Origin of the sequence: Moraxella lacunata, assembly GCF_002027545.1 — a bacterium.
GTDB classification, from domain to species: domain Bacteria; phylum Pseudomonadota; class Gammaproteobacteria; order Pseudomonadales; family Moraxellaceae; genus Moraxella; species Moraxella lacunata.
Window position 1 is genome coordinate 1 of sequence record NZ_MXAN01000052.1, and the last position, 26,094, is coordinate 26,094.

Sequence of the window (26,094 nt, forward strand, 5' to 3'; positions counted from 1 at the left end):
GTTTGGAAAGGGGTCTAATGAGATATGATATTATTTATAAAGTAGCGTATCTCCCATTGATGAGTTAATCAACCTCACATTTTCTTTTATAAAGGCGCACATTATGGCTATAGATATTTTCTTAAAAATCGATGGTGTGAATGGCGAATCCAAGGATGCAGGACACAAGGATTGGATTGACGTTCATAACTTTACATGGGGTGCCAGTCAGCCTGCCACTCTAACCACAGGTGGTGGTGGTGGTGCAGGCAAAGTCAACTTCCAAGACCTAAAAGTAACAGCCGCTATTGATAAGGCAGCTCCTACCGTTCTCAAACACAGTGCCATTGGTCGGCACATCCCCAAAGTGGAAATCTCAGTTTGCAAGGCAGGTGGCGAACAGATTGAGTACTCTAGAATCACACTAGAAGACGTCATGGTAACTGGCGTTGAGTTCGTCGGTTCCAAGGACAATGAAGTTCTTTATGTGAATTACTCATTCCAAGCCGTCAAAATCAAAAACCAATACTGGGAACAAACCGAGCGTGGCGGTCGTGGTGCCGAAACTCAAATGGGTTACGACATCAAACAAAACAAAGCCATCGGCTAATCAGCCATTTCACCTTTTTAAAACACAACCTTATATTAATATTAGGTTGTGTTTTTATATCAGTATAGGTCACCTTATGATTATTGATAACATCACTCACCATATAGAGACACTCATTAGCCAGCTTAAAAAAGATCCCATGAACCTAAATGCCAGACTGGCACTCATTCAATGTTATTGCCTAGAGGCGGATTGGCAAAAAGCCTTGAACACCACCGATAATTTTCTAAAAATCCATAACGACCCACACGTCAAATCCCTACTCAAACAAAACATTCTTTGCGAGATACAGCGAGACGAAGTGTTTAAAAACACCAAAGCACCGCTTGCTTACCCTGATACAGCTTTTCCTAACAATCAGACCCTGTTATTACAAGCCTTCTATGGCGGTAACGATAATATGGTGGATATTTTCAGGCAGCTCATTGATGAGTGCGACTTTTGGGCGACCGTCACCACGTATGACGAACAGAGTTATCAAGATTCATGGATTGACAGTGATTTTAGATTGTCTAGTGTCTTTGAGATATTTGTGGATGCTCATTACTACTGGTTACCCGCCAATAACATCCAATCCATTCATTTTTGGCGACACGAAGTACTAACAGATATTTTGTGGCGACGTGCCAAAATAACCCTGCAAAACCAACAGGAAATCTCAGCCTTTATACCTGCCAGATATCCTATTTTAACCGAGGTATCAGAAGACATCAAACAAAACAAACGCACCCAATGGGAACAAATGTCTAAATTATCATGGGCAAACGGTCAGAAGACATTGACATCAGGCGATGTGGATATCCCCCTGCTTGATATTGATGTCATCACAAGAGGGTAACTAATGGCAAACAATACCGCAAGTATCTATGACAGGCTCATGCAGTACACCTCTGGTGCTAGCATCTCTCACAGTCAGTTAAGAGAGTTTGTGATTCGGGATTTGCTCTCTTTATTAAATACCGCAAGTTACTACACAGACAACCACGCCTATTTTAGCCAAAACGAAACCTATCACTGCGTCATGAATTATGGCATACACCCCTTATCAGGTAAAAGAGCCTCAGAGATTAACTGGCTTGATGTAGAGAGCAACATCACCGCATCCATCAGAGCCTTTGAAAGTCGGATACTGCCAGAAAGCTTGGAGGTAAAATGCCTAACAAAGCACGCCGATGACATCCTACACAATCAAGTAAGCATACAAATCACAGGACTAATACGCTCAAGCCCACATCCCGAGCGATTTGTATTAACCACCAAACTAGACTTAGAAACAGGCAGTTTTAACCCAACATAATATCTAGGAGCATGTCATGAACCGCAACTTTTTGGAAAAATACCATCAAGAACTAAAAAATTTTCGTGAAGCCAGTAAAGAATTTGCCAAAGAGCATCCTGCCGTGGCAGGACATCTTGGGTTATTAGCACCAGAGATAGAAGACCCTTATGTTGAAAGATTGATTGAAGCAGTGAGCTTCTTAACTGCTCGCATCAATCTAAAAATCGATGAGCAATACCCCAAATTTCTAGAACACATCTTTCAAGTCATCCAACCAAGTTTTAATAAGGTCATACCCAGCTGTGCCATCGTCTCTTGTTACACCAATGAGAACACTCCCTTTATCATTCCTGCTCAGAGCTCCGTATTCACGCATGCCAAAAAAAAGAATACAGCTACCTGCAACTTTTCCACCTGTCATCCGCTACAAATCACTCCTTTTCACATCCAAAAAGTCAATTACATCAAGACCTTTAAAAACAATCACCTCTCCCAAGAACGCCAAAAAGCCAGATTAGACATCATTTTTAGCTTTCCAAAAACACTGTCCATTAAGGACATTGACTTTTCTTGTATTCATTTTTACATCAAAAATACCGACCATTATACCGCCACAGAGCTATTATATCACCTATCAACCAAAGCCACTTCTCTTAGTATCAGTCAAAAAGACCATAAAAGCATCTACTCCCCCAAAATTAAGCTTACCGGCATGGATTTTAATCTTGACATATCCAATGATAGAAAAATCAGCCATTTAAAAGATGTGGTGGAATACAGCATACTGCCTGAAAAGACCTTGTTCTTTACCATAAACGATTTACAGGCTATCATAACAGATTGCCTAAAACGACATAAAAAAACCTCCTCTGATGACATGGTGGAGTTTACTTTATCGTTTGGCTTAAGTGACTTTTCTGATAATATCGACAAATATCTCACCCATGATTGTCTAGACCTAAACAGCATGATTATTAGCAATCATTTTATCAAAAAAACACGTTTTGTCATCAACCAAAATACCAACGAACAACACATCGTCATGGACAAAATCAGAGCCAAAGATTTTGAAATTATCTCCATAAAATCCATGGAAGGATTTAATTCAGTCAATACCAAAATAAAATCTTTTGAACCCATCTACAAAGTTGATGGTTATCACACCTTGGAGAACACCCAAGATGTTGGCTTTTATACTGACACCTATCGCTCAAACCAACTAGCCTCTACGAACAACTCCTACAAGGGTAATGAATGCTATGTTACCATCACCAATCAATATCAGCACATCACTCAGCACGACCTAAATCAACTATCGGTTGAGGCTTGGTGTAGCAACCGAAGTCTGGTCAGAGACATCAGCTGGACGCTTGATGAAGATTTGCAGCTCGATGACCGATTCAAGATTACCAAAATCGTCAGGCAGTGTCGTTTCACCGAACCTCTGGACTCACCCTCTCACACTGTCGCCCAGTGGCGACTGATGAATCTAATCGCCTCTAATTTCATCATTGATGATTTGAATAATGTAGAATCACTAACCAACCATATCAAAGACAGTCTGCTGACCATTCATGAAATGTCAAAAAATCAATCTTTTAAAGCACAGATTGATGCAATCATTAGTATTACAGCCTGCAAAACTCACGAAAGCCACAAACGCAATCGCAAGCTCATCCCCTTAAATGGCTTACATTTTGAAATCATCATAGATGAGGCAGTCATGAGTCATGCCCATCCTTATATTTGGGGCTGTGTTTTGCTCAGTCATCTAAAAGGGTATTCGCCCATCAATCATTTTACCAAACTAACATTACGCAATAAAAAAAGTGAAATTATTGCCACATTAAGTTCTTTGGAGTAAACATGTCGCCTAATCCATCCATCCCAACACCGCCTTTAAACACCGATGACATGCAACTGTTTGCTCTACTTAGATACCTACAACTACACGCCAAACTTACCAAAAACATCGGTGATGAAACACAGCTTGGAGAGCATAAGTTGCGCTTTGGACAACTTGCCAAACTGTCATTTCAAGAAAAACAAGTGCATCAAATTGCCACAGAAGGTAAATTTCTCAAAGTCAAGATAAAAGGCTTTGGCATGCTAGGGACAAACGGTGCCCTACCCTTGCACCTATCCGAGACGATTTATGAGAAGAATTTACACGAAAAAGATCATACCTTTAATGATTTTTTAGACATCTTTCATCATCGTCTAATCAGCCTATTTTATAAAGCGTGGCTTAGCTCAGAACCTGCGGTCATGCTTGATAATAAGAGCAACCCTCTATTTAGTGAGCACATCGCTGGCTTTGTTGGCAACCAGCCTTTGGCTGATGAAGGCATGGAGGGACTGTTAAAATACAGCCAGTTTTACTATTCTAGTTTATTACTAAACCAAAATATGCCTACACACAACCTTGTGGAAATATTGCGTGGCTATTTTGATGTTCCCATACAGATTGAAGAGAATATTGGCGAATGGATTCCTGCCGAAGCACACACCACCACCCTTTCTTCTCAACTTTTAGAACCTTTAGGTTCAGAACTTTTGATTGGTACACATTATTTTGATGCCACTCAAAAATTTCGAGTCATCATCGGGCCTGTGAGCACTGCCAAATATTTGGACTTTTTAAAAGGAGGGCATCTATTTGATAAACTCATCAGATGGGTCGTCCGATACACCAAACACAGCCATCAATTTGACATCAAAATCATTGTCGATAAAGACGACATCCACCCCAGTCGCCTAGACACTTCGCACCCACTAGGGCGTAACAGTTGGCTTGGGCAACCCAGAGAAAACCCCCATATCATCATAGATATTGATTAGGGCGTACTATGACTTTTATCATCGCCATACAAGCCAAAGACAGCATCGTGGTCGTCAGTGACACATCAAGTTTCTACATCACTGATGACGGTCGTATAAAGCCACATTCTCACAAGAGACTGCCTAAACTGACACTGGACAGCCATCAAAATGTCCGTACCGCCAATGGCATTAGCCAACTGTCAGACATGGTCTTTGATACCATAGCAAGCAACCAGGAGCTTCATAAGTTAAGACGACAGCTTGCCAAGGTTAGTGATGTTTATTTGGCACATTTTAAAAACTCTCCAGCATTGGTGGAGCAAATTCAGCTAACCACAATATACTGCTCATTACTGCTAGACACAGGACCTAGACTACAGCTAATAAAATTGAATTTTACTACGGAAACCGTTCGCCCTAAACTTGTCGAAGGGTCGGTTTCCGTTATGGTTCGACAGGCTCACCACGAACGGGAACCGTAGTACTTTTTCATTTTGTAGAGTGTATATAGCATACACACCGATAGCATAGAGAGATTCGAGGATAACAGCATAAGCATACTCAGCGCCAAACACGCAGACCCAACAAACATACTCCTAGAATTACAACAGCTCCAAAAAAGCATAAAGCCTGTCAAGGAGTTTGTTGATGAGTTGTCTTGCATATCGCATTACCTAAGACTCATTAAACCTATTTTCAAAAAAACCCACGCTCTTGGTGACAGCAGTATGGATTTTCATGTATACTTTGGTGCATCTACTGGCTATTATTTTGAACACATTCCAAACACCTACTAAGTTAAATCCCAAAGGAGACCATCTATGGTAGCAGGCTCTAAACTACTCATCAACGAACACGGCATCTTCATCACCACCCCAAAAACCTTCCAAGTCAAGAGCAATGAGAAGGTGATGATGAGTGGAGAAAAAGTGTCATTTAGACTACCAAACATCTTATTAAAACCCGATTTATCAGAACTGGAAAAAGTAAAATTGACACCAAACCAACTAACAGCCAGTTTAGGTATTTTGGGTTGTATTGAAAAACAGGGTGGATTTTCTGAATGCGGGGAATTATTTATTGACAACATTAAAATCCAAGAATTTTGGCTGTCACTTGATAATAAAATTTATTACATACCACCAAAGAATATTGCAAACTCAAAGACAATAACTATAGATGGTATTGATTATCAGATTGAAAATGAGTTAACGATTGTTGGAAGCATGGCTGATACCTTGGATTCGTTATCCCAGCAATTTGAGAATCTAAATCAATTAAAGAAAGACTATATTAAATCTCTTTCCAAACTAAAAATAAACCCTTGTAAGTATTAGGGTTGAAGTTTTTAAAAATCTACAAAAATCAGGGTTTGGAAAGAAGTCTATTGCAAGATTTGGTCAGGATAATGCCAATGTGATACTTATGAATGGGTTAAATAGATATTTGATTGTTTTGGAGCATATTCATACCTTAAATTGGGAGCAGGCAGAACTTGCAGAGTTTTATCAAAAAATTTCTGAGTCTCAATTAAATTTTAAGGATTCTGTCTGATGAGCAAAATTGACTATGTATTTTTTAAAGAGACGGGCGTACATAAAGTGATTTTAAAAGGAAAAAAGGTTAGAATGACACCCATTGTGCAATATGGCATATATTTACCCGACCCTTTTAGTAGCACGGTTCACCGAGCATCTTCAGAAAAAATGGGGGATTTTGATGCGTGCATTAATGGGCAATGGTATGGCTATAACATTGGTACAAATGCCAATCAAGGGCTGTCTATTCTTGCCAATGATGAGGTTTATGGTATGCCTTCATCTGGTCTTTGGAGTGTCTCTCAAACCCTTGATTATCAATGGATAGTAAAAGAAGGAGACCCAACAACACAGCATCATACAGGGATAGGGGGATTATGTCCCTTGATTATCAATAAGCTACTTTATGGAGAAAAAAATGTGTATACCAAAAGTGATTTAAAAGATGTTGTATTATATGGAGAGCCTAAACCAGAGCATAAAAAATATCTGTTGCAAAGAAGCTCTAAGAAGTTTCACGATTTAAATCTAGCTTCAAGATCGGGAAAAGCTGGTTTTGGCATTAAGTCCAACGGTCATGTGGTTATATTTTTGGAAGAAGATAAAACCGCAAAAATGAGCTATTATAAATTTAGAAACTTATTTGAAGGTGAGGGCTGTATTAACGCCTTTGCTTGTGATGGCAGTGATTCTGTGTTTTTATATTTAAATAAAAAATGGAAAGTTAGAGCGGCTCTTCATAAAGACAATACCCAAACTTCTGGTATAGGATTTAGAATTGATGATTAATATTAAAATTTTATCACACGCCATTCTTATATCCATTTGGATTATTACCAGTTTTTATTGGGTTAGTGTACTTCATACTCGTTCTGTATATGAATTTATTTGGGTTTGGTGCTCTAAATCAATATCTAATTTTTTTGATTTTTATTATCTTGGATTTTTGTTAAACCTGATGGTCTTAACTCCTGTTGTTTATTTATTGTTGATTTTAAATAAAAAAGTAAAATTATTTTTATTAAAAAGATTTAAAATAATACTTTTTTCTCTTTGTTTTCTTGTGGTTTTATACAATGGAGACTTTATTATTTTTGATGTTAGATTTTATCCATTTAACCCCCATATTAATGAAACTGTCTATTGTGAGTATTTTAATTATTTTTCTGATAACTATTTACAATCTGGGGGTTGTGATGTTCCCAATTAGAAATACAAGGATTTAGAATTGATGATTAATATTAAAATTTTATTACACGCCATTCTTATAGCTGCTTGGATTATTACCAATTTTTATTGGGTTAGTGTACTTGATGGTTCGTCTATTTATACTTTTATTTAGAGTTGGTGCTCCAAGTCCATAGTGAATTTTTTTGAATTTTATTATCTTGGATTTTTATTAAACCTTATGGTTTTAACTCCTTTTATTTATTTACTATTGATTTTAAATAAAAAAGTAAAGTTATTGTTATTAAAAAGATTTAAAATCATATTTTTTATATCTTTGTTTTTGGTCTTTTTAAATACTTTTGATTTTTTGCTGTTTGATACTAGACTTTATCCATTCAATACCCATCCTAATGAAACTGTCTATTGTGAGTATTTTGCTTTTTACTCCGATAACTATTTACAATCTGGCGGTTGTGATGTTCCTGATTAATACCTAAATTTATTTAACATACAAGTGATGTTAAACTTTTGACACCATGAATAAAAAACCGTATTTATGAACGCAAATACAAAACCACCACCGCCCCCAATGCACAAAACCCCAATCACAATAAACAAACAGCAATCTGTCCTCACAATCAAGATGGAGCGATAGAAGTAGCGAAATACATTGTCGGTGAGATTAAGAGAAACGTAAAATCCTTGGTTGCTCAAAAAATTCGTTATTTAATAGAGAGCGAACCTTTATATGTGGGTCAAGTAGATGTTAATGAAATGAATTATATAAATGCCTTAACATTGTGGACAGAAAAAGTTGGGGATAAAAAAGACTGGGATCACAAACCTAAAATCAGCAACAAATCAGAATTGAAAGCTGTCGCTGTTCATCGTGTAAGTGATTTAACTGGCAGGTGCTTAACAAGTCACTACCATAAGTATAGAGATTTTGACTATTTTTATGACGTATGGTCAAACATTCATTATGGCTATGTCGGTCTTAGTGTAGGGTTTGATGAAAACACTCTACTTTTAGGTTCAAATACTCAACAATTTTTTCAATCATTTCTGAAGACAGGTACGCCAGATGATATTACTACAATGAAAATTAGCTTTGAATTGCATAAAAAATTTGGAAAATATGCTGAGAAATTAAAACCACAAGATGTATTAGATATATTAGATAAAACACCCCAATCTAAGTTTCCAACATCTAAAAAAACTCATATTTGTCATGACAAGACTGCTCAGAGATGTAAAAAATGAAAATTGCGAATCATAATATTAAGAAATACAAGAAGTATAGATTTTTGATTTTGATACTGGCTTTGATATCCATGAAAATATTAATAAATTTTTTTGATACAGAATTCAAGATTATTAATCATACACCATATCCCATTGCTTACAATAATTACGAGATAATACACCGTAATTATGACCATGACTTTACAGAATTTGAATATAAAAGCTACAAGACTTATTACGCCATTGAACGCAATGACTCAGCTACTGTTAAATTATATAGAAAATATTGGTTTAGTCAATCTCCATTAGTTGTAAGCTTGAATCTACGATATCATAGCCAATACATAACCAATGAGAACATTAATGATTTGATTGGTGTTAGTTTTAATCAACTTCCTGTCACTAGACATCAGAAACCTCACTGCGGTTACAAAATAGATGTCTACCCAAATCGCAAAACCATTGTGACGCCAACCAATAAGAAATTTTGCATCAAACCGATGTATTATCATGAGAATTTTAATCTTTATGCTACTCAAAATTAAAATCACCCAACAACATGGAGGAGGTGCAATTCGCTATCCCGTCAATAGTCGCAGAGGTGGCACTGCTGTGTCATTATGGACGGAAATGGTTAACACTAAAAAACCTTGGGATCATAAGTGGCAACTTGTGTGAGATAATAGGTTTAACAAAAATAGCAAAATTACTGTACATAGACCAACTCAAAAAGGTACACCCTCTGAAAGTCATTACCATAAATATAAGAATTACGATTATTTCTATGACGTATGGTCAAACATTCACTATGGCTATGTTGGGCTTAGTGTTGGGTTTTCCGAGCAGGCCTTACTGTCAGGATCTTGGGTGCAACAAGCTGGGAGTGATATTATATCTGCATTCAAAGAAAGAAGATTGCCAAGAGCAGATACTCTAGATGACAATACTGCAATGAAAATTGGCTTTGAGCTTTATAAAAAACGTGGTAAATTTGCTGACAAATTAACCCCTGAAGATATATTGAAGATTTTGCATGACACAGATATCAGTAAAATGCCAGAATCAAAACAAATCCATTGGTGCAACAATCCAAGCAACCCAAATAGGATTAAAAAATGAAAAAATTAAATTTAGTAAAATTAATACAGAAATATAAAAAAACTTCTTTTTTTATATTTTGCATCATAACAATGTATTTATACGTAAAATTATCTATATTTTTTTACGATACGGCATTTGAAATACACAATAAAACAGGCAAACAAATTTCTTTCTCAAATTTTCAATACAAACATAAAAATGAAGATAGTTTTGATTTTGAAGATGAGGATGAGTATAAAAGTTTTAAATATTATTATGACATAAAAAGGAATGGAAAATCAAAATCTTTCTTAAATCCAAAGTATCGCCATGAACAAAATCAGGTTTACGTTTCTATTGAAACAAGATATGGCGGAAAAGATTTAACTAACAATAATATTTATGAACGTTTTCATGTAAATTTTTCTACAAAACCAATAGAAAATCATCAAAAACCTTCCTGCTCTTTTAAAATAGAAGTTTATCCTGATAAAACTGTGGTAACACCAACCTATAAGCGGTTTTGCAAAAAGCCGATGTATAACTATGAGAATTTTAATCTTTATGATATTTAGGTGTGATATTTAGTATAATAGACCTCTTGCGAAATTACGATTTTATTGAGCTTGTCAAAATTCTAAATCAAATAAAATCAAGGTTTGCAAGCCAAAATTTTTGAATTTCGCAAGAACTCTAATACAAAACAGTCATAGCTCATATAGACAAACTGAGCAACTCTGTAATAACCATCTTCAATCAAAATTCACTCCCCTATATTCCTTAAGTCTCAAACAACAAAAAAGCCCAAACCTTTCGATTTGAACTTTTTAAAATTTGGAGCGGGAAACGAGATTCGAACTCGCGACCCCAACCTTGGCAAGGTTGTGCTCTACCAACTGAGCTATTCCCGCATGTCAGCGTTTGCTGTATGGGTGCGTATTATATAGCATTTTTGGCAGACGTCAAGCACTTTTTTAAAAATTTTTAAAAAAATTCAAAAAAAATTTAGCCGTTATAAATTTTTAAAAATAAATCAACGACTTAGCACATCCAAAGTCACGCCCCACGACAGAAAGTTATCAATCTCATCAACAAGCCCTGTGAACAGCTTCTCTTTTTGCATGTCCAGCACCCAGTGCGTCGGACTGTGCAGGGTGAATTTGATGTTGGATTTTTGGATGTCGGTGCGAGTGTGGTGAATCGCCACCGCCAAACGCAACAGCAGTGCCAGCTTGGTCATTCTGTCAGTACTGATACTTATCAACGCCTTATGGTCGTTTGCGGTGATTTTTCGGCGATGATAACGTACCATGCCCGCCAATCTGGTCTGCTCCATCTGCGAAAACCCTGCTATCTCGCCAAACTCCAAGATATACGCACTATGGCGATGATAGCTACTATGTCCGATACTCATGCCAATCTCATGCAGGAGTGCCGAGCGTCTGAGCAGGTCGTGGTCGTTTTGGTTTAACCCCAGTGGCTCTTGGGCGACATCAAAAAGCAGACGGGCAGTCTTGGCGACCCGTTTGGCTTGTTTTTTGTCTACATTAAACTTATCAATGAGCTTCATCACCCCACCATCACGGGCGTCATTGCTATCAAAGCGTGAGAGCATGTCATACATAACCCCTTCACGAAGAGCCCCATCAGAGTAGCTCATCGCCTTGACCCCAAAGGCCTCCATCACCGCCAACAGTATCGCCACGCCAGCAGGGAAAATCGCCTTACGATGAGCCTTAACTCCTTGTAAGTCAATATGTTCAATATGCCCAGCATCCATCAAATGCTGTTTTAGAGCCAATACCGCCCCTTTGGTAATCAGTCCATGTTTGATAAGCCCAAGTCCTGTTAATGCCCCAAGCACCGCCTTAATCGTCCCTGATGAGCCAATCACTCGCTCAAAGCCCATTTTCTGATAACGCTTGATGTGCTGAGCCATCTCTTTTTTGGCAGAACGCATGGCATGCCCAAAGGCCTTATCATTTATCACGCCATCTTTAAAAAACTTCTGCGTAAAGCTCACCGCCCCCATCTGTGCCGACTCGGTCAGGAGCGACTGACCACCCTGCCCGATGATAAGCTCAGTTGAACCACCACCGATGTCAATGACAAACCGAAGTTCATCACTAGGGTTTGTGTTCGCCACGCCCAAATAAATAAGGCGAGCTTCTTCACGCCCTGAGATGACTTCAATGGGGCAAGGCAAAATCTGATTTGCCTTGGCAATAAACTCATCGCTGTTGGTCGCCTGCCTTAGGGTGTTGGTCGCAACCACACGCAGACGCTCGCCTGCCACATTATCCAAGCGACCCATAAAGCGAGACAAGCAAGCCAGCCCACGCTCTTGGGCGTCGGCACTTAAATGACCTTGCTCATCCAGTCCTGCCCCCAGTTGGACTTTTTCGGACATGGACGCAATTTTTTTTAGCTCGCCATCTTTGACATAGGCGATTGCCATGTGAAAGCTGTTTGACCCCAAATCAATGGCACATAAGAGTTCATCATCGATGATACTTGACATAACTGTCCTTTGGCTGTATGGCTAAGTGGATAAAAGTGATAAATTTGTCAGATTTATTTTAAAAGATTTAAAAGGCTTTTAAAATTTGGCATTGCCAATATCTGCACACCCATTTTTAATATACTTTTAACATATTTTTAAAAAACTCTAAATCATGGTCACGCCCAATTTTAAAATCATCAAACCAATCGCTCTTTGGGAAATAGGATTTTAAAGGTAGAACCTTGACCCAACACCGAATCGATGTGCAAGCTCGCCCCATGTTTGTGCAGGACATGTTTGACAATGGCAAGCCCAAGTCCTGTCCCACCTGTGGCACGAGAACGCCCGCTATCAACCCGATAAAACCGCTCGGTCAGGCGTACCAAATGCGTCTCTTCAATACCAATGCCATTATCAGCAATGCTTAGCAGTCCGCCATCTGATGTCTCTTCCCACAAAATGCTAATCTCGCCCTGCCTGCCTGTCTCGGTGCTGTCTGTGGGCGTGTATTTCATGGCGTTGATGACAAGATTTAAAATGGCACTGTACAAATACTTCTCAATGCCCAGCACATGACGTTCGGTGTCTAGATGTACGTCTAGCAAATGCCCAAACTCTTTGTTGGTCGCACGGGCGTCATCAAAGACCTGCATGAGCAATCGGGGCATGTCCACCGCCACTTGTTGCTCGCTGTCATCATGTTCTAGTCGTGACAGCATGAGCAGGTCATTGACTAAGTTATTCATCCGCCGTGCTTGCTCGCTCATCAAGGCAAAGCCCCGTTGCCATTTGGGTTCTAGACTTGGAGCGTTTGAGAATGTCTCGATATAGCCCATCAGTACCGTCAAAGGCGTTCGCATTTCGTGCGACACGTTGCCCACGAAGTCAGTTCGCATTTGTTCTAGATGATGAATGTAGGTGTGATTGGCGACGGTCAAAAGCACGTGGTTGTAGGCGTTATTAATCCTAGCGAGTGTAACCTTATAAATCTCGCCACGGTAAATCTGCCCGAAAAATTCAAAGGCTTGTTTGGCGGATTTGGCAGTAGGCTCGGCAGGTTTGGTGGTGTTGGTTAGGTTGGGTTGGTTGGTTGGATTAGCCGATTTGGCAGATTGATAAATGGCGTGAAAAATGTCAGGGAATTTTTCCAAAAATTCATGATTTAAAATCAGCGATGACACCTTAGCACCGATAATCGGCTTATCCACATAAGCAGTTAAGATAAACAGTGCCGATGAGTTATACCACACTATGCGTTCGTGTTCATCTAATATCATCAGCATGTCATCGGATGATTCTAATATCTGATAAAAATCATCGGATAAATCAGGAGCTGCGTCTAACTTTGCATTGACAGCCTTTGCATTGACAGCCGATGACCGACCGACAACATCTGCCGTCGTATCTGTCTTATCAAGCCCTTTCTTATCAAGCCCTTTATCGTCCAACATGAAACTTGCCTTGCTTTTGTTATATCATTTTGATTTTTAAAATATTTTTATTAATCATTGACTAGAAAACCGATAACCCGTCCCACGCACCGTCTGAATCAGCCCGTCCACGCCATGCGGGGCAAGCACCTTACGCAAACGGCGGATATGCACGTCAATGGTACGCTCATCAATATACACATTACCACCCCACACATGGTCTAATATCTGACTGCGACTGTACACTCGCTCAGGATGGGTCATGAAAAATTTTAACAGCTTATACTCGGTGCTACTGACCGCCACAGGCGACTTAGCGACCGACACTCGCTGACTTTTGTCATCAAGGCACAGCTCGCCCACGCTCAGCACTTTATCGGTTGGCATGCTACGGCGTAACACCGCCTTGACACGGCTCACCAGCTCTTTGGTGCTAAATGGCTTGGTCATGTAATCATCCGCCCCAGCGTCTAGCCCCAGTACTTTATTATCTTCTTCGCCTTTGGCGGTCAGCATGATGATGGGAATGTCATCGGTACTGCTGTCCTTTTTGAGCAAGCGACAAAAATCCACCCCCGATGTGCCTTGGGGCAACATCCAATCCAATATCATCAAATCAGGGCGAGCGTCCACAATCTGACGATGAGCCGTCTTGACATCATACGCCGACACCGTCTCAAAATCCGCCATCTGTAACGTCGTGGCAATCAGCTCGTTAATGGCAGGTTCGTCTTCAACGATTAAAATGGTAGGCATGGGTTATCCTTAATTCATACAACAGCCCATATAGGGCATTGCCAAAAAATAACAATGCTATAACAATAACACAAAACATCACAAAAGTGGGTAACTATTTGCAACCTACTCCCCCACAACATCACGCACCACACTCATCTCGCTATGGCGAATGTCCGTACCGCTACTGGTATAGATGACAAGCTCTGCCACGTTACGGGCATGGTCGCCCACCCGCTCCAACGCTCGCAATACCCACAGCGTGTGCATAATCTCGGACGATTTTATCTCATCTTTGTCCTGTAATGCCACCAAAAGCTCGCCATACTCGCTATCTACAAGCTCGTCCATCTGCATGACATCAAAGGCAAAACGGCTGTCATGATTATTAAAGGCTTCCAGAGCGTCCAGCGTCATCATACGCACATTGTCGGCAAGGGTGTGGACATTGGCATGAATGGGCGTGTCATATAGGGCAATGCGAGCGATTTTTACCGCTTCATCGCCAATCCGTTCAAGGTCAATCACCGCCTTACTCATGCTCATGATATACCGCAAATCCACCGCCGTGGGCTGACGCATGGCAACAAGTTTTACCACCTTATCATCAAGCTGTCTTTCATAGTCATTGATTGTCTTGTCCGACTCAATGACCGCCCGTGCCAGCTCCTTGTCGCCATCGGATAGGGCTTTGATGGCTTTACCGACATTACTGATTGCCAAATTGCCCATGGTTAGGAGCAATTCTTTGGCAACGGTTAATTCGTGGTCGTAGGATTTTGAAGTGTGTTTTTCCATTATTTTTTCCAAATTTTAATTAAAAATTATCAGCATTGTTAATTATATTTTTCAAAAAATCATTTTTAAAGTTAAATTTTTTATAATTAACATTTAAATAAAAACAAATCAACCATACCGCCCTGTAATATAATCTTCGGTCGCTTTTTGTTTGGGGTTGGTAAATATCTCTTTGGTCTCACCCATTTCAATCATATCACCTAGATACATATAAACAGTATAATCAGAACACCGTGCCGCTTGTTGCATATTATGCGTAACAATGGCAATGGTATAATCTTCTTTTAAATCATCAATCAAATCTTCAATCGCCCCTGTGCTAATCGGGTCAAGGGCAGACGTTGGCTCATCAAGCAGTAAGACTTCGGGGCGAGTTGCCACGGCACGGGCGATACATAGGCGTTGCTGTTGTCCGCCTGATAAGGACAGCCCTGACGCTTTTAGCTTGTCTTTGACTTCATTCCATAGGGCGGACTTTTTTAGTGCCCACTCCACCCTGTCGTCCATCTCGGATTTTGAGAGTTTCTCGTAGAGTTTTACCCCAAAGGCGACATTGTCATAAATGGACATCGGAAAAGGCGTAGGCTTTTGGAACACCATACCCACTCTGGCACGGAGTAAGTTCACGTCCACCGATTTGTCCAAAATATTCTCGCCATCTAGAATAATCTGCCCGTCTGCTCTCATGCCTTGATACAAATCATACATTCTATTAAACGTGCGAAGTAAGGTAGATTTGCCACAGCCTGATGGCCCGATAAAGGCGGTTACTTTTTTGTCGGCAATGTCCAAATTTATGCCTTTTAGGGCTTTAAAATCGCCATAATAAAAGTCTAATTCACGCACCGACATTTTTGGCACGATGACTTTATCAGTTTGGCGAGTATGGTTATCCACAATGGGGGCGTTTAGGGTCATAAAATCTGCCTGATGATTGGTAAATGAAGTGTGGGTTTGGGTGGGTTTTTCTAATAACGCTGACATGGGATTTTTCCTAATGGGTAATTAAATTTTAAACATATTTAGCATTGCTTATTTGGTATATTTTAGGGCAATGGTAGGAACAAATTGCAATTTGTCCTTTATTGGATTTTGATAATTGGGCAACTGTAATTCGCCCCTACACGTCCAAATTTTCAAATATATCTTTATTAAGCAATGTTAAATTTTAAACTACTTATTTATATTCTTTACCGCCAATAAATCTTGCCAAGATATTTAATGACAAGACAGCAAGGGTAATCAAGAGTGCCGCCGACCACGCCAATTTATTCCAAGTAATATCAGGGTTCATAGAAAATTGATAAATCGTATTTGGCAAATTGGCAATCGTCTGACTCATGTCCATGCTAAAATACAAGTTATTTAAAGCGGTGAACAGTAGCGGAGCGGTCTCGCCTGTAATACGGGCAAAGGCAAGGAGTACACCTGTAATCACGCCTGCTTTGGCGGATTTTAGGGTAACGTGTCCAACGAGCTTGTACTTAGGCGTGCCTAGGGCGTAGGCGGATTCTCTAAGGGCGTTTGGCACAAGGGCGAGCATATTCTCGGTGGTACGCACGACCACAGGAATGACGATAAGAGCCAAAGCGACCGCCCCTGCCCAGCCCGAAAACCCCCGACCGCCCGACACCATGAGAGCATAGACAAACAGACCGATGACGATACTCGGAGCCGACAGCAAAATGTCATTTAAAAAACGAGTGATACCGCCAAGCGTCCGCCCAAATTTGCCATCATTATCGGCAAATTCTGCCAGATAAATCCCTGCCATGAGTCCCACGGGCGTGCCGATAAACAGTCCCGAGAAAGCAAGCATTGCCGAACCAACAATGGCATTTTTGAGACCGCCCACGGTAGCAGGGGGTGGGGTGTTGGCGGTAAAAATGGGCAATTCCATAAAGCCTGTCGCTCCACGAGAAAACAGCGTAATCAAAATCCAAACAAGCCAAAACAGCCCAAACACCATCGCTGACATGGTAAAGCCAATGCCAAGGGCGTTTTTGAATTTGCGTTTTTGGTACAACGTGCCATTCATACGCTCATGGAATTTGGGCGTTGGGGTGGTTGGCTTTTCGTGCGTAAGTGTGGTCATGATAACCTTCTTTTAACCTTTGGGGTTGGTGTATACTTGTTTAACCTCAAAATATACCACCGTAGGGGCGTGCTCTGCACGCCCAACCATATTAGTCTTACCAACAGGCGTGTGCAACACGCCCCTACAACTTTATTAGACTTCTTTCCAAACCCTGATTTTTGTAGATTTTTAAAAACTTCAACCCTAATACTTACAAGGGTTTATTTTTAGTTTGGAAAGAGATTTATTTAAAATTCAAAACTTACCTTTAATCTTATCGCCTTATTTCCCTGCCTTTTTATCAATTTGCATCAGCATAATTTTGGAAATTGACAAGACAATAAAGGTAATGACAAATAAGATTAAGCCTAAATGCAGTAGCGATGATAAATGCAATTCGCTGGACGCTTCGGCAAATTCGTTGGCAAGGGCGGACGTGATGGACACCCCCGATGCGAACATACTGGGCGTGATGTTAAAGGTGTTTCCGATAAGAAACGTTACCGCCATCGTCTCGCCCAACGCACGCCCAAGCCCCAAAATCACACCGCCAACCACGCCTGCTTTGGTGTAGGGCAGGACGATTTTGGTCATGACTTCCCACGTAGTCGCCCCCACGCCATAGGCGGATTCTTTTAGCAGGTCAGGCACGACAGCGAACACATCTCGCATGGTAGCAGCGATAAAGGGGATAATCATGATGGCAAGGACAAGGCTTGCGGTAAATAGCCCAATGTCCATGGGAGCCCCATTAAACAGCGTACCAACCACAGGCAATCCACCCAAATGATGAATGAGCCACGGCTGAACCTTATCGCCAAACCACGGAGCAAACACAAACAAGCCCCACATACCATAAATGATAGACGGTACGCCTGCCAAAAGTTCGATGGCGATGCCTAGGGGTTTTTTGAGCATTTTTGGGCATAGCTCGGTCAAAAACACCGCAATGCCAAAGCTCACTGGCACAGCAATCAAAATGGCGATAAATGACGTAACGAGCGTGCCATAAATCGGAGCCAATGCCCCATACTCGCCCGACACAGGATTCCATTCGCTACTGGTATAAAAGCCCAAGCCAAAGGCTTGCATACTTGGGATTGCCCCGATGACGAGCGATGCTAAAATCCCGCCCAACGACAACAATACAAGCAAGGCAAAAAATTTGGTGGCCAGCACAAAGATGGCGTCTAGCTTTTTTTGTTTATTTAATTGCCCTTTTAGGCTATCGGCATGGGCGGTGTGTGTTGTCATGATTGACCTTTTGATTTTTTAAATTAAATTTTATTTAAAATGCAAAATAATTTGGGAAATGATTTAACCTATTTGTCATTTAGATAATTGATTTAAAATCATAAATAAAAATTCAAATATTTTTAATCCCAAATTATTTTAAATTGCGATTTATGAATTTTAATTAACCCAATTTAATTTGTCATAAGGGCGAAAATATCCCCCTTATTTTTTATTCACATTATTTATTAAACAACGGCTGACCGTCCGCCCCTTTCACGTCCGCCCAACTTGCCTTAAACAGACCGACTGCCGTATCGCTAAATGGCACATAATCCAAAGCTTTGGCAGAGTCATCGCCATTGGCATACGCCCAGTTAAAGAACTCAAGCACGCCTTTGACTTGTTCGGGGTTTTGGGGATTTTTGTGGACGATGATAAAGGTCGCCGCCGCAATCGGCCATGCCCCTTGGGTGTCTGAATTGGTCAGCACTTTGTTAAAGCCTGCTTCTGCCGACCAGTCAATGTCCCCTGCCGCCGCAAAGCTGTCTGCCGATGGCTGAACAAATTCGCCTTTGGCATTTTTTAGGGAGACGTGAGCCATGTTGTTTTGTTTGGCAAAGGCGTATTCAACGTAGCCGATGGAGTTTTTGACACGCCCCACATAGCTTGCCACGCCGTCATTGCCCTTACCGCCCATGCCTGTGGCGGACGTTGGCCACTTAACCGCTTTGTCCACGCCAACTGCACTTGCCCAGTCGGGCGATACTTTGGCGAGATAGTCGGTGAAGTTAAAGGTCGTGCCTGAGCCGTCTGAGCGGAACACGGTGGTAATATTGGCGTCAGGCAAGGTTACGCCTTCGTTTAGGGCAGTGATGGCAGGGTCGTTCCATTTGGTGATTTTGCCCAGATAAATCTTGGCAAGCGTGTCGCCATCTAGCTTTAATTGCCCTGCTGCCACGCCATCGACATTGATGACAGGCACGACACCGCCAATCACGGTGGGGAACTGAATCAGCCCATCAGCGTTTAGCTCGTCCACGGTAAGCGGTGCATCTGATGCCCCAAAGTCCACGGTTTTTTCTTTGATTTGCTTGATGCCGCCTGATGAGCCGATGGATTGGTAATTGACTTGTCCGCCTGTGGCAGAGTTAAAATCAGCCGACCACTTGGCATAGATGGGTTGTGGGAACGATGCCCCTGCCCCTGTGATTTTTAGGCTAGCAAATTCGCCTGTGCTTGGGGTAGTCATCTGTTTATCAGCAGGAGCGGTGGCGGTTTCGACAGGTTTGCCATCGGCACCGATGGGCGTGCCTTCTTTTGGGGTGTTTTTATTGCACCCTGTTAGGGCAAATACGCCTGCCACGCTTAGGGCAAGCAGTTTATGAGTAAAAGATAACTGAACTGACATACAAACTCCGATGTAATGGGAAAATTGGTGCGACTGCTTGCCGATGGCAATTACAATCGCTGTGCGTATTTTGCCGTGTTTGTATGACAGCTTAGTGAATGTTTGATGACAGTTTTATGACAGGGTAAAATAGGTGTGGATGCGGGATGGACAAAGTTAGCAATTTGACATTTTGGTAATTTGGGCAATTTAATAATTTGACAATTTAAAAAAGAACAAACCACCAAATGAGCGAGCCATATTTTTCCAAAATACCACTGCCATATGCTATAATAGTCCCTTTATCCCCCATTTGGCAAACCCTTGGAGAAAACCATGACCGTTGCTACTTTTAATCCCAAAACCAACACCAAACCCCACACCCCCACGTTATCGCAGTTGGATTTGTCTCACTTAGAACAACTACCCAAAGACCCAACCGCCCCCAAAAAAGTCTTTATCGCCACCCAAGGCTGTCAGATGAACGAATACGACAGCCAAAAAATGGGCGATGTGTTAGGCGACAGTCATGGCATGATCGTTACCGACGACATTAATGAAGCTGACGTGCTGATTATGAATACCTGCTCTATCCGTGAAAAAGCCCAAGAAAAAGTATTCTCCGAGCTGGGGCGTTGGCGTAAACTCAAAGACAAAAACCCCCATTTGGTCATCGGCGTGGGGGGCTGTGTGGCGTCCCAAGAAGGCGATAATATCCAAAAACGTGCCCCCTATGTGGACATGGTTTTTGGCCCGCAGACCTTGCACCGCCTGCCCCAGATGTATGATGAGCTGACCGCCAAGACCGCCCGTGCCAAGGCATTGAACGTGGAGCATACCAACACTGGCAAAAACGGCAAAACTCGCATTGGCGTGGTTGATGTGTCATTTCCTAGCATTGAGAAATTTGACTTTTTGCCCGAGCCAAAGGTCGAAGGCTATAAGGCATTTGTCTCTATCATGGAAGGCTGTTCAAAATACTGCTCGTTTTGTGTCGTGCCTTATACCCGTGGCGAAGAGTTGTCTCGTCCGCTCGATGACGTGCTTGCCGAGATTGATAGCTTAGCCGAGCAAGGCGTGCGTGAGATTAACCTTTTGGGGCAAAACGTCAATGGCTATCGGGGCGAGAAAGATGACGGCACGATTTGCCGATTTAGCGAGCTGTTGCACTATGTCGCCCACATTGATGGCATTGAACGCATTCGCTACACCACAAGCCACCCCTTAGAGTTCACCGATGACATCATTGACGCTTATCGGCACATCCCCAAACTCGTCTCGCATTTGCACCTGCCTGTCCAATCTGGTTCTAACGCCATTTTGCAAGCGATGAAACGCAATCACACCATTGATATTTATATCAATCAAATCAATAAGTTAAAAGCCATTCGCCCTGATTTGCATTTATCCAGCGACTTTATCATCGGCTTTCCTAATGAGACCGATGAAAACTTTGCCGACACGCTAAATCTTGCCAAAGAGTTAGATTTTGACCATTCATACAGCTTTATCTACTCAAAACGCCCTGGCACGCCTGCATCCGATTTGCCCGATAATGTCAGCTTTGAGACCAAAAAAGAGCGATTGGCGACTTTTCAGGAAGTCATCAAGGATTCTACCTTTGCCAAGACCCGAGCGATGGTCGGTCAGACCGTGCGAGTACTGGTCGAAGAACGTGCCAACCGCCGAGACGGCTATTTGCATGGCACAGCCGACAACACCCGTTCGGTGATTTTTCGTGGCGGTGATGAACTGCTCGGCAAATTTGTCAATGTCCGCATTGATAAGGCGATTAGCATGCATTTGGTTGAAGGTGAGCTGGTTGAAGTGTTAGGCTAAGTCTCTTGGCTTGGTTCATCTTGGTTTGTTTTGGCTGATTAAGGAGTTATTTTGTCAAACAATAGTCCGACCGTCTCCATCAAGGTGCTACATCTGCCCGTGCAGACAGACGAGCAGGGCAAACCTGCATACCTAGACCTTGCCATGCTCAGCAAAAACTTGCGTGATGACGTTCTGCCCATCACGCAGGACGACGGCCACGGCGAGCATGGCACCATTCCCACGCCCAAACAAATCTTTAAACAGGCAAGTCGCTACGTCCTACATCAGCCGAATGCCCTGCGTGAGCTATCCACCGTCTTTTTCTACCACCTAACCAGTCAAAAAGACAGACAAACACAAAAAACCTATCAACCTCAAAGCGACCGACAAAAATTCCTTGATGAATTTGGTAAAGCCCTTGGTCTTGATGATGACTTTTTTAAAACGCTAGATGACATAGAAAATAAAAATACGGACAACAAAACCACCGACGGCAAAACAGACAATAAAACAGAGAGCCAAAGTACAGACAAAACCACAGACAGCAAGGATAAAACCAAACACAGTCTCAACAGCCCCAACAGCCACACCAGCACCGCCCCCATCTTTTTGACGGGCAAGACAGGCAGTGGCAAAACCCACATCATCAAACAGCTGTGCAAAATGTTTGATGTCAATTTTTTGGCGGTCAATGCCCCAAGTATCAGCAACGCAGGCTACAAAGGCATGACGTTGGCAGACATCGGGGCAAGCCTACTACAAGCGAGCAACAAGAACATCGCCAAAGCAGAGCATTCGGTCATCTTTTTTGATGAGTTTGATAAATTATTCATCAATGATGGTCTGATGTTAGGGGCGTATCATCTGTCTTTGGTGACTGAGATTTTGACCATCATCGAAGGCACGACCCCCTTTCCCGTCAAAGACAGCGACAATGGCGGTATTGACAGCAGTCGCATGCTCTTTGTCCTAGGCGGTAGTTTTAACATCCATCAGCGTAATGAGAGAGCCCCCATCGGCTTTATGAATGCCAAAACCTAACAAGGCACGCCCGACCACCAGCTTAGGCTCACCGACTTTGGCTTGCCTGATGAGCTGGCAGGGCGTATCGGCACCATCATCACCCTAGATGACATCAGCCAAGAGCAGATGATTGACATCCTAAAAAACAGCCCAACATCGCCCTTTGTCGCCTTTAAAAACAAACTTGCCATGATAAGCTGTACCGCCAGTATCAGTGATGCCGTACTGTCCGACATGGCAGACAAGCACCATGATGCCATTGAGAAGTTTGGCGTGCGTGGACTCTATCAAGCCTTTTACCGCCTGCCCCAAATCAGCGACATCCTACACGAAGCACCTGACCATCCCCACTCGCATTATCACATCACGCCCACAGGCTTTGACCGCACCGACCACCCCAAGGTAGAGCTAGAAGTGACCGTTTCCCCACCACCGCCCAAGCCATCACCATTTGACCTGTATGATGACATGCCGTTTTGATGGTTAAATGTTTTTCAAAGCGTGATACATCAAACACTCATTGTCATGACGACACCCAACAAAAAACCCAAAGTCATGCTTTGGGTTTTGTGCTTGGTATTTTGACTAAAAATACGATATCAATATTCAATAATCACTTTCATCGCCTTATTTTCTGACGCATGTTTGAACACGTCATAGGCTTTTTCCATCTCATCAAATTTAAAATGGTGCGTGGCAAGTTTGTCCATCGGCAATTTACTGCATTCACAGGTCTTTAACAACATGCCTGTGGTGTTAGCATTGACAAGCCCTGTGGTGATTTTTAGGTTTTTAATCCACAGTTTTTCAAGCTCAAAGTTCACCGACGTGCCATGTACGCCCACGTTGGCGATATTACCGCCTTCTTTGACAGTCTTTTGGCAAATGTCCCATGCATCAGGAATGCCCACCGCTTCGATGGCACAGTCCACGCCACGTCCGTCCGTGATGGCACGAATGGCTTCTACGGCATCCGCCACGCCCGATGATGAATTGACCGTGTGGGTCGCTCCCATCTCTTTTGCCATCGCCAGACGGTTATCGTCCATGTCCACCATGATGATGGTCGCAGGCGAGTACATTTGTGCTGTTAGTAGCACGCCCATGCCCACAGGCCCTGCCCCCACGATGACGATAGAATCCCCTGGTTTGACATCGCCATACTGCACGCCAATCTCATGCCCTGTCGGCAGAGCGTCTGACAAGAACACCGCCACGTCTGTGTTTAGGTTGTCGGGCAGATGATACAAGGAGTTGTCGGCAAATGGCGTACGCACATACTCTGCTTGCGTACCGTCAATCATATATCCCATAATCCAACCACCGTCAGCACGGCAATGGGCATAGAGCTGTTTTTGGCAGTTTTCGCACGAACCACAGCGAGACACGCACGAGATGATGACTTTATCGCCTTTTTTGAAGTTTTTGACGGCTGAACCAACTTCTTCCACAACACCCACGCCTTCATGTCCTAGGATGCGCCCTGTCCACTCGCCAGTCTTGGCACGAGCAGTCGCTTCAATCTCAGGGTTTTTGCCTTTCCAAATCCCCAAATCCGTCCCACAAATCGTGGTCTTGGTCATGCGAATCACCGCATCGGTGGGGTCAATAATTGCTGGCGTGGGTCGCTCTTCAAAACGAATGTCATCGGCTCCATAATAGGTCATCGCTTTCATCGTGGCAGGCTTGGTCATGATTGTCTCCATTTACTGATATTTATCAAAATAACCAATAAAAATCATCAGTCATCATTGATAAAGAAAATATTCTTACCAATCATCATTTTCATTTGACAAAATAATCATTGGCAAACCTAGAAATTTATTTGTCTGATAAATTCCTTAGGGCATGTTAAATGTTGATATTTGCCATGAAAAATGAGAGAAATCGCACGTTTTTCAAGGAAAAGTCCGCAGTTGATATTGAAATATCAACAAGGATTTTGACGATGAAAAACAAGATTTAGCCATTTTTCATGCAAAAATTGATTAAATCATCAAACTTTATCAATTCCAATAAAATGTTATCAATGTTTAACATGCCCTAACTCTAATGTAGCAAAATTTTTGGGGAATTTCCAATGAAATTTTTATGACAATTTAAAGATTTTCCTAATAAATCATTTGGGTAATTTTTTATGCCATCGTATTTGTATTTTTTGTTATGTTATATTATTTTATTTTAAAAAATGAATGATAAAGGGTGTTTTTAAAAATATGAAAATTTATTTTAAATTGGGATAATTTTTTATAAAAATGACAATTTTAAAAAAACAAAATTCCCCTTAAAATCATTTTTTATCATTTAAACCTAAGAAACTTTAAAATTACTACAAACATAATGATGTTTAGGTGTAGGGGCGTGCTGTGCATGCCTTGTGTAGTAACGTCATCAAAGGGTGTGCTCAGCACACCCCTACAAACCCGTGGTAAATATTAAGTTGGCTGGGCATATATAAGCAATTCATTTATCAAGGGCAAATTGCAATTTATCCTGCAAGCCCATTCAAAACTTTATAAAATTTATGAAAATGACAATTTTAAAAAGGACATGTTCGCCACGTCCTTTTTAAAATTGTCAAATTTGTCAAATCCACAAAAACCGATTTTGGATAGCCCCACCTACTGCTTTTTATCCATCGCATTAAACACAGGCGGTAGCTCCTTTTGGGCTTCGTGTTCTTTTTGGATTTCGCTGGCGGTGAGACGGTCGGGGGATAAGCCTTTGATGATGGACAAATCCGCCACGTTTTTGCGTTTGCGATTAGATAGGCTCACTGGCACCATGCGGGCAAATTCAAATAAGTACAGATACTCTTCTTCGTCGCCATCAAACTCATCTTCTTCGTCAGGGCGGATACTGGCGATTTTGGCAAGGTCAGCCACCTGCTCACGTTCATCTGCCGTCAAAGCGACTTCTGCCACGCCAAGCCCCGTGATAAAGCCCCCTGCCCAGTCTTTTAATGCCAAAAACCGCTCGGACAACTCATGCTCATCATCAGGCACCAGTGGCTCATAGCCATAGGCATCATCTTTGTCTTTTAAGGCAAAACTTACGTCTTCACCATACTCCGCCAACAACTCCAACGCCCGCTCATCAGGCAGGGCAAAGCTAAGCTCAGTCAATATCGCCGACCATCCTGCCACGTCCGTGGGATGACAGGCGGTCATCAAGGCACTCATGAGACCATGTAGTTCACTGATAGAGACATCTGTCCATGTGCTAAACGCTTCTGTCCAGTCATTAAATCCTGATAAATCATCACTCATAAGGCTCTCGCTGTTGGTTACTGTTGGTTAAACTGCCCTATAAATGCCGTCATTTTGGCAAAAGTCAAGGGTGTTTTGTGTTTTTAAAATC

The 26,094-nt window shown here is 41.9% G+C and carries 25 protein-coding genes and 1 tRNA gene; 15 read left to right on the forward strand and 11 right to left on the reverse strand.

From position 1 onward, the window contains the following. Positions 1-103: 103 nt before the first annotated feature. The 12 genes from B5J94_RS07670 to B5J94_RS07735 all read left to right on the forward strand — a co-directional run bounded on the left by B5J94_RS07670 (position 104) and on the right by B5J94_RS07735 (position 10,299). On the forward strand, positions 104-589 hold the full coding sequence (locus B5J94_RS07670) for an Hcp family type VI secretion system effector (RefSeq protein WP_062500990.1): 486 nt from the start codon (positions 104-106) through the stop codon (positions 587-589). A gap of 76 nt (positions 590-665) precedes the next feature. Continuing rightward, complete coding sequence (locus B5J94_RS07675; protein WP_062500993.1) at positions 666-1,427, forward strand: type VI secretion system accessory protein TagJ; 762 nt, start codon at positions 666-668, stop codon at positions 1,425-1,427. A 3-nt stretch (positions 1,428-1,430) separates the two neighbouring features. Further along, positions 1,431-1,886, forward strand: a complete 456-nt coding sequence (locus B5J94_RS07680) for a type VI secretion system baseplate subunit TssE (protein ID WP_062500995.1) — start codon at positions 1,431-1,433, stop codon at positions 1,884-1,886. Between the two features lie 16 nt (positions 1,887-1,902). After that, the gene (tssF, locus tag B5J94_RS07685; protein WP_062500997.1) at positions 1,903-3,732 is read left to right on the forward strand and encodes a type VI secretion system baseplate subunit TssF; all 1,830 of its coding nucleotides are present in this window, start codon (positions 1,903-1,905) and stop codon (positions 3,730-3,732) included. Positions 3,733-3,734: 2 nt separating this feature from the next. After that, on the forward strand, positions 3,735-4,709 hold the full coding sequence (gene tssG / locus B5J94_RS07690; protein WP_062500999.1) for a type VI secretion system baseplate subunit TssG: 975 nt from the start codon (positions 3,735-3,737) through the stop codon (positions 4,707-4,709). 8 nt (positions 4,710-4,717) lie between these two features. Then, positions 4,718-5,173 carry a hypothetical protein gene (locus B5J94_RS07695; RefSeq protein ID WP_079364041.1) on the forward strand — a complete coding sequence of 152 codons (456 nt, stop codon included), beginning with the start codon at positions 4,718-4,720 and terminating at the stop codon, positions 5,171-5,173. 339 nt (positions 5,174-5,512) lie between these two features. Further along, positions 5,513-6,028, forward strand: a complete 516-nt coding sequence (locus B5J94_RS07700) for a hypothetical protein (protein ID WP_079364042.1) — start codon at positions 5,513-5,515, stop codon at positions 6,026-6,028. 216 nt (positions 6,029-6,244) lie between these two features. Continuing rightward, positions 6,245-7,018, forward strand: a complete 774-nt coding sequence (locus tag B5J94_RS07705; RefSeq protein WP_062501127.1) for a hypothetical protein — start codon at positions 6,245-6,247, stop codon at positions 7,016-7,018. After that, entirely contained in the window at positions 7,011-7,439 is a 429-nt protein-coding gene (locus B5J94_RS07710) for a hypothetical protein (RefSeq protein WP_062501125.1), read from the forward strand. The genes B5J94_RS07705 and B5J94_RS07710 overlap by 8 nt, the downstream gene beginning before the upstream one ends. 662 nt (positions 7,440-8,101) lie before the next feature. Beyond that, positions 8,102-8,662, forward strand: a complete 561-nt coding sequence (locus B5J94_RS07720; RefSeq protein WP_062501121.1) for a polymorphic toxin type 44 domain-containing protein — start codon at positions 8,102-8,104, stop codon at positions 8,660-8,662. A gap of 687 nt (positions 8,663-9,349) precedes the next feature. Beyond that, complete coding sequence (locus B5J94_RS07730) at positions 9,350-9,763, forward strand: polymorphic toxin type 44 domain-containing protein (protein ID WP_079364043.1); 414 nt, start codon at positions 9,350-9,352, stop codon at positions 9,761-9,763. Beyond that, positions 9,760-10,299: a hypothetical protein gene (locus B5J94_RS07735; RefSeq protein ID WP_062501116.1), complete on the forward strand. Its 540-nt coding sequence runs from the start codon at positions 9,760-9,762 to the stop codon at positions 10,297-10,299. Before B5J94_RS07730 ends, B5J94_RS07735 begins: the two co-directional genes overlap by 4 nt. A 260-nt stretch (positions 10,300-10,559) precedes the next feature. On the opposite strand, the gene B5J94_RS07740 is transcribed toward B5J94_RS07735, so the two are convergent. The 9 genes from B5J94_RS07740 to pstS form a co-directional block, all read right to left on the reverse strand. Then, a tRNA-Gly gene (locus tag B5J94_RS07740) sits at positions 10,560-10,635 on the reverse strand. Positions 10,636-10,757: 122 nt separating this feature from the next. Continuing rightward, on the reverse strand, positions 10,758-12,245 hold the full coding sequence (locus B5J94_RS07745) for a Ppx/GppA phosphatase family protein (RefSeq protein ID WP_062500546.1): 1,488 nt from the start codon (positions 12,243-12,245) through the stop codon (positions 10,758-10,760). 179 nt (positions 12,246-12,424) lie between these two features. Further along, the gene (locus B5J94_RS07750; RefSeq protein ID WP_062500548.1) at positions 12,425-13,678 is read right to left on the reverse strand and encodes an ATP-binding protein; all 1,254 of its coding nucleotides are present in this window, start codon (positions 13,676-13,678) and stop codon (positions 12,425-12,427) included. A gap of 54 nt (positions 13,679-13,732) precedes the next feature. Continuing rightward, on the reverse strand, positions 13,733-14,413 hold the full coding sequence (gene phoB / locus B5J94_RS07755; RefSeq protein WP_062500550.1) for a phosphate regulon transcriptional regulator PhoB: 681 nt from the start codon (positions 14,411-14,413) through the stop codon (positions 13,733-13,735). Positions 14,414-14,518: 105 nt separating this feature from the next. Next, positions 14,519-15,190, reverse strand: a complete 672-nt coding sequence (gene phoU / locus B5J94_RS07760) for a phosphate signaling complex protein PhoU (protein WP_062500552.1) — start codon at positions 15,188-15,190, stop codon at positions 14,519-14,521. A gap of 108 nt (positions 15,191-15,298) precedes the next feature. After that, the gene (gene pstB, locus B5J94_RS07765; protein ID WP_197035901.1) at positions 15,299-16,174 is read right to left on the reverse strand and encodes a phosphate ABC transporter ATP-binding protein PstB; all 876 of its coding nucleotides are present in this window, start codon (positions 16,172-16,174) and stop codon (positions 15,299-15,301) included. Between the two features lie 193 nt (positions 16,175-16,367). Continuing rightward, positions 16,368-17,285: a phosphate ABC transporter permease PstA gene (pstA, locus tag B5J94_RS07770; protein WP_062500554.1), complete on the reverse strand. Its 918-nt coding sequence runs from the start codon at positions 17,283-17,285 to the stop codon at positions 16,368-16,370. A 264-nt stretch (positions 17,286-17,549) separates the two neighbouring features. Beyond that, positions 17,550-18,521: a phosphate ABC transporter permease subunit PstC gene (gene pstC, locus B5J94_RS07775; protein ID WP_062500414.1), complete on the reverse strand. Its 972-nt coding sequence runs from the start codon at positions 18,519-18,521 to the stop codon at positions 17,550-17,552. A 220-nt stretch (positions 18,522-18,741) separates the two neighbouring features. Then, complete coding sequence (gene pstS, locus B5J94_RS07780; protein ID WP_062500416.1) at positions 18,742-19,911, reverse strand: phosphate ABC transporter substrate-binding protein PstS; 1,170 nt, start codon at positions 19,909-19,911, stop codon at positions 18,742-18,744. Positions 19,912-20,226: 315 nt separating this feature from the next. On the opposite strand from pstS, the gene miaB reads away from it, so the two are divergent. Genes miaB through B5J94_RS07795 form a run of 3 tightly spaced genes read left to right on the forward strand, consistent with a single transcriptional unit; the run spans position 20,227 to position 23,214 of the window. After that, entirely contained in the window at positions 20,227-21,729 is a 1,503-nt protein-coding gene (gene miaB, locus B5J94_RS07785) for a tRNA (N6-isopentenyl adenosine(37)-C2)-methylthiotransferase MiaB (RefSeq protein WP_062500418.1), read from the forward strand. A 51-nt stretch (positions 21,730-21,780) separates the two neighbouring features. Beyond that, complete coding sequence (locus B5J94_RS07790) at positions 21,781-22,752, forward strand: AAA family ATPase (RefSeq protein WP_062500420.1); 972 nt, start codon at positions 21,781-21,783, stop codon at positions 22,750-22,752. A gap of 42 nt (positions 22,753-22,794) precedes the next feature. Then, the gene (locus B5J94_RS07795) at positions 22,795-23,214 is read left to right on the forward strand and encodes a hypothetical protein (RefSeq protein WP_062500422.1); all 420 of its coding nucleotides are present in this window, start codon (positions 22,795-22,797) and stop codon (positions 23,212-23,214) included. Between the two features lie 119 nt (positions 23,215-23,333). Here B5J94_RS07795 and B5J94_RS07800 read toward each other — a convergent pair whose 3' ends face one another. Together B5J94_RS07800 and B5J94_RS07805 are read right to left on the reverse strand one after the other, a co-directional pair. Beyond that, the gene (locus B5J94_RS07800) at positions 23,334-24,428 is read right to left on the reverse strand and encodes a zinc-dependent alcohol dehydrogenase family protein (RefSeq protein WP_062500424.1); all 1,095 of its coding nucleotides are present in this window, start codon (positions 24,426-24,428) and stop codon (positions 23,334-23,336) included. 927 nt (positions 24,429-25,355) lie between these two features. After that, positions 25,356-26,003 carry a UPF0149 family protein gene (locus tag B5J94_RS07805; protein WP_062499971.1) on the reverse strand — a complete coding sequence of 216 codons (648 nt, stop codon included), beginning with the start codon at positions 26,001-26,003 and terminating at the stop codon, positions 25,356-25,358. Positions 26,004-26,094 lie beyond the last annotated feature (91 nt).